General features: G+C 45.5%; 4 protein-coding genes and 4 tRNA genes. 7 read left to right on the top strand and 1 reads right to left on the bottom strand.

Annotated features, from left to right (window positions below; all coding sequences use genetic code 11):
- Positions 1-293: 293 nt before the first annotated feature.
- On the top strand, positions 294-1,322 hold the full coding sequence (gene murB, locus MES37_RS23570; protein WP_064541417.1) for a UDP-N-acetylmuramate dehydrogenase: 1,029 nt from the start codon (positions 294-296) through the stop codon (positions 1,320-1,322).
- Positions 1,319-2,281: a bifunctional biotin--[acetyl-CoA-carboxylase] ligase/biotin operon repressor BirA gene (gene birA / locus MES37_RS23565; RefSeq protein WP_064541415.1), complete on the top strand. Its 963-nt coding sequence runs from the start codon at positions 1,319-1,321 to the stop codon at positions 2,279-2,281. The genes murB and birA overlap by 4 nt, the downstream gene beginning before the upstream one ends.
- Before the next feature lie 31 nt (positions 2,282-2,312).
- On the opposite strand, the gene coaA is transcribed toward birA, so the two are convergent.
- Entirely contained in the window at positions 2,313-3,263 is a 951-nt protein-coding gene (gene coaA / locus MES37_RS23560) for a type I pantothenate kinase (protein WP_064541419.1), read from the bottom strand.
- A gap of 675 nt (positions 3,264-3,938) precedes the next feature.
- Between coaA and MES37_RS23555 the strand changes: the two genes are divergently transcribed.
- From MES37_RS23555 to MES37_RS23535, 5 genes are all read left to right on the top strand, one after another.
- Positions 3,939-4,014, top strand: a tRNA-Thr gene (locus tag MES37_RS23555).
- Positions 4,015-4,024: 10 nt separating this feature from the next.
- A tRNA-Tyr gene (locus MES37_RS23550) sits at positions 4,025-4,109 on the top strand.
- Positions 4,110-4,226: 117 nt separating this feature from the next.
- Positions 4,227-4,301 (top strand) — tRNA-Gly (locus MES37_RS23545).
- 5 nt (positions 4,302-4,306) lie between these two features.
- Positions 4,307-4,382 (top strand) — tRNA-Thr (locus MES37_RS23540).
- 111 nt (positions 4,383-4,493) lie between these two features.
- On the top strand, positions 4,494-4,621 hold a 128-nt coding region (locus MES37_RS23535; protein ID WP_016197641.1), incomplete at its 3' end, for a GTP-binding protein.

Genomic DNA, 4,621 nt, shown 5'->3' with positions numbered 1-4,621 from the left:
CTCAGAAGTGAAACGCCGTAGCGCCGATGGTAGTGTGGGGTCTCCCCATGCGAGAGTAGGGAACTGCCAGGCTCCAATTAAGCAAAAAGCCCTGTACTGACGTACAGGGCTTTTTGCTGTCTGCAATAAAATAGTCGTGAACAATGTTGAACACCGCTGGCGGTGGTCCCGGAGGGGAGTACCAGGATGATATGAGTAATTTATCAACCTCCCGGTATAACCCCTGTCACGCAAGCGAACCCCTGGCATATAAGGTAAACTAACTGGGTTTAAACTCAGGAAAGATACCCAACATGAGCACTTCTCTTAAACCTTTCAATACATTTGGTATTCAGGCTAACGCTTCACGTATTGTCATTGCTGAAACAGTACAGCAATTAAAAGACGCCTGGAGTGAGACAGTGGCAGCAAATATGCCCGTTTTGATCTTGGGTGAGGGAAGTAACGTTCTCTTTCTTGAGGATTACTCCGGTACCGTAATTGTTAACCGAATTTCAGGCATTCAAGTTACAGAAGAGCAAGATGCCTGGTATTTACATGTTGGCGCGGGGGAAAACTGGCATCATCTGGTTGAATATACCTTACAGCAAGGAATGCCAGGGCTTGAAAACCTGGCTTTAATTCCAGGATGTGCCGGATCTTCACCTATTCAAAATATCGGTGCCTATGGTGTAGAGCTCAAAAGCGTCTGTCATTACGTTGATTGTGTCGATTTGCTCAGCGGTGAGATGCATCGCCTGGATAATTCACAGTGCCAGTTTGGCTATCGCGACAGTATTTTTAAGCATGAATATCAGAATCACTATGCAATTATTGCTGTGGGATTACGTTTGCCAAAATTATGGCAGCCAGTATTAAGTTATGGTGATTTAACCCGGCTTGACGCTGCAAATGTCACGCCGCAGGAAGTGTTTAATGCAGTTTGCCATATGCGTATGACAAAACTTCCGGATCCGCGTGTTAACGGAAATGCGGGAAGCTTTTTCAAGAATCCAGTCATTACTGCCGAACAGGCATCTGTGCTTATTGCTACTTTCGCCGCCATTCCACATTACCCTCAGCCCGATGGGTCAATAAAACTGGCGGCAGGCTGGTTAATCGATCAGTGCCAGTTGAAGGGTTACAAGGTTGGTGGTGCAACAGTGCATCAACAGCAAGCTCTGGTATTAATAAATGAAAACGGCGCTTCCAGCCTGGATGTTGTGGGTCTGGCTCATCACGTTCGCCAGTGTGTCGGGGATAAATTTAAAGTATGGTTGGAACCCGAAGTTCGCTTCATAGGTACGTGTGGCGAAGTTAGCGCTGTGGAGACCATTGCATGAAAGATAATAAAATTCCTCTGACACTAATTAGTATTCTTGCAGATGGCGAGTTTCACTCTGGTGAGCAGTTAGGTGAGCAGCTTGGTATGAGTCGGGCGGCCATAAATAAACACATCCAAACTTTAAGAGATTGGGGTGTTGATGTTTTTACCGTGCCTGGAAAAGGGTATAGCCTACCCGATCCCATTCAGTTGCTTGATGAAGAACTTATAAAATTGCAGATTGATACAGGCTCAGTTACGGTTCTCCCTGTCATTGACTCCACCAATCAGTTTTTACTCGACCGACTTGAAACACTTCACTCGGGGGATGCCTGTATTGCTGAATATCAGCAGGCAGGTCGAGGTCGTCGAGGACGTCAGTGGTTTTCACCCTTCGGTGCTAATCTTTACCTGTCCATGTACTGGCGACTCGAGCAAGGTCCTGCGGCAGCTGTTGGCTTAAGTCTTGTCATTGGGATTGTTATGGCCGAGGTACTACGTGAACTAGGTGCTGAAGATGTCAGAGTTAAGTGGCCAAATGACCTATATCTCAACGATCGTAAACTTGCTGGTATTCTGGTTGAATTGACTGGTAAAACTGGAGATGCCGCGCAGATTGTTATTGGGGCAGGTATTAATCTTGCAATGCGTAATGTAGCGACGGATGTGATTAATCAAAGCTGGATTAATCTTCAGGAAGCCGGAATTAATATAGATCGTAATGCGTTAGCTATTAGAATCATAAAAGAATTGCGAAAAGCATTACAGTTATTTGAAGATGAAGGTTTAGTACCTTTCCTGCCGCGTTGGGAGCCACTGGATAACTTTATTCATCGCCAGGTGAAGTTAATAATTGGGGATAGAGAAATACACGGTATTTCAAGAGGGATTAACGAGCAAGGTGGATTGTTATTAGAGCAGGACGGAGTCGTTAAACCTTGGGTGGGTGGAGAAATATCACTGCGTGGCGTTAGCTAATTCGCACGGGGGATTTTATCCCCCCGCTTTTTTATTTCCTTAGCCGTACGCACTCAACTTCGTGATTTGAGCTTTTCGTCATGATCAGGCTGGCACGCTCACGAGTTGGTAGTATATTTTCTTTTAGGTTCCGCCAGTTAATCTCTTTCCATAGCTGTAATGCGACATTAACAGCTTCATCCTCTGAGAGCTTCGCATAGCTGTGGAAATAAGAGTCAGGGTCGGTAAATGCACCTTCACGGAACTTCAGGAATCGCGTGATATACCAATCTTGTAGCAGATCTTCTGGCGCATCGACATAAATCGAAAAATCGACAAAGTCTGATACAAATACATGATGTGGATCGTGTGGGTAATCCATGCCGCTTTGCAAAACATTTAATCCTTCAAGGATTAAAATATCAGGCTGAGCAACTGTTTTATCACCATCAGGAATAACATCATAAATAAGGTGAGAATAGACTGGTGCAGTCACATTCGGTGCCCCTGATTTAATATCAGAAACGAACTTCACCAAACGGTGCATATCGTAGGATTGTGGGAATCCTTTTTTCTTCATCAGATTGCGTTCTTTCAACACTTTATTCGGATGCAGAAAACCATCAGTGGTAATCAATTCCACACGACGATGCTCAGGCCAGCGACTCAGCAGAGCTTGCAGCACGCGAGCGGTTGTACTTTTCCCGACCGCAACGCTTCCGGCGATACTAATGACGTAGGGAATACGTTGCCCATTAGTGCCGAGAAATTGCTCTAACACTGCCTGTCGGCGTAGGTTTGAACTGATATAAAAATTCAATAGCCGTGAAAGAGGCAGGTAAATTTCTGCAACTTCCTCTAAAGAGAGGTCCTCATTGATACCCTTCAACTGAGCGATCTCACCTTCAGTCAAGGTCATCGGTACTGAGTCGCGCAAGGCTGCCCATTGGTTGCGGTTGAACTGCATATAAGGAGTCGTCAACATTTGCTCTTTATTACTCATAAGCATGCTTCTGCCTGTAATTCAGGACAAAAATGAACGTAGTACGCGGACTGAGAAAAGGATACTCATCTCAGGAAATCAAAGGCGTGCAACGTATATTACTTTTCACAATGGGCAGGAGGGTAACACCAGATGAGTGAGAATAATAAGAAAAAAACAAAGTGATGATGCTTTCAGAGGAAAGCATCACGTTGTGGTGTGACTTCAACTTGCTATGCGCTGCGCAAATTGATTAACGGCGTATAAGCTATTTGTAATAGATGACGGCGGGAAGATAAAAGCCGTATGACGAACCGGTATAGTCAGGCAACACCCCAAACAGCGGTATCTTCATTCCTTCTCTTTGGTGGGCATATCAAACTCATGCCTCACTCAAACAAGTAGTGTTCCAAACGCCGCGTAGTGGGTATATCCATTGTTTCCAGACACCGGACACGAAATTTACATAAAAGAGCACATCGAAAAGAAAGGAATGCATGACGAAGATGCATTAAAGCGTGAAAAAAGGCAGTTTGAATACATCACCTCCGTATCCCGCGTACAAAAATCACTCTGTAATGATGATTAATCCACCAGTTTTACGAGCTATCGCGCAAAATATAAGCGGTAGTGCATTTTCTTTAATTTTTTTGTTGCATCATGGAGCCGGTGTTCCTAGAATGCGCGCTACTTGATGCCGACTTAGCTCAGTAGGTAGAGCAACTGACTTGTAATCAGTAGGTCACCAGTTCGATTCCGGTAGTCGGCACCATCAAGTGCTTGGTGGGGTTCCCGAGCGGCCAAAGGGAGCAGACTGTAAATCTGCCGTCATCGACTTCGAAGGTTCGAATCCTTCCCCCACCACCATTTTCAGGCAACGCTATGCGTAGCCCGAGGCGACGAGATCCAACTAGTCGACTCGAATACTAAGGAGCCTCTCCTTAGTTAAAACAGAATTCAAGCAGGTAGCCGAGTTCCAGAGATGCGGGCATCGTATAATGGCTATTACCTCAGCCTTCCAAGCTGATGATGTGGGTTCGATTCCCACTGCCCGCTCCAGATGTGCTGATATAGCTCAGTTGGTAGAGCGCACCCTTGGTAAGGGTGAGGTCGGCAGTTCGAATCTGCCTATCAGCACCACCTCCTTTATCCTTCCTGTTTCTCTTCTGTTAATGAATTCAACAAATTCAGGCTTTCGCCTGGTTGATGTGGTGATATCACCGATTTATCCGTGTCTTAGAGGGACAATCGATGTCTAAAGAAAAATTTGAACGTACAAAACCGCACGTCAACGTCGGTACTATCGGCCACGTTGACCATGGTAAAACCACTCTGACTGCAGCAATCACTACCGTTCTGGCTAAAACCTACGGTGGTTC

Source organism: Buttiauxella sp. S19-1 (genome assembly GCF_022134725.1).
Classification (GTDB): domain Bacteria; phylum Pseudomonadota; class Gammaproteobacteria; order Enterobacterales; family Enterobacteriaceae; genus Buttiauxella; species Buttiauxella ferragutiae.
The sequence above is the reverse complement of the archived record's forward strand: the minus strand, read 5'-3'. Positions and strand labels throughout refer to the sequence as shown.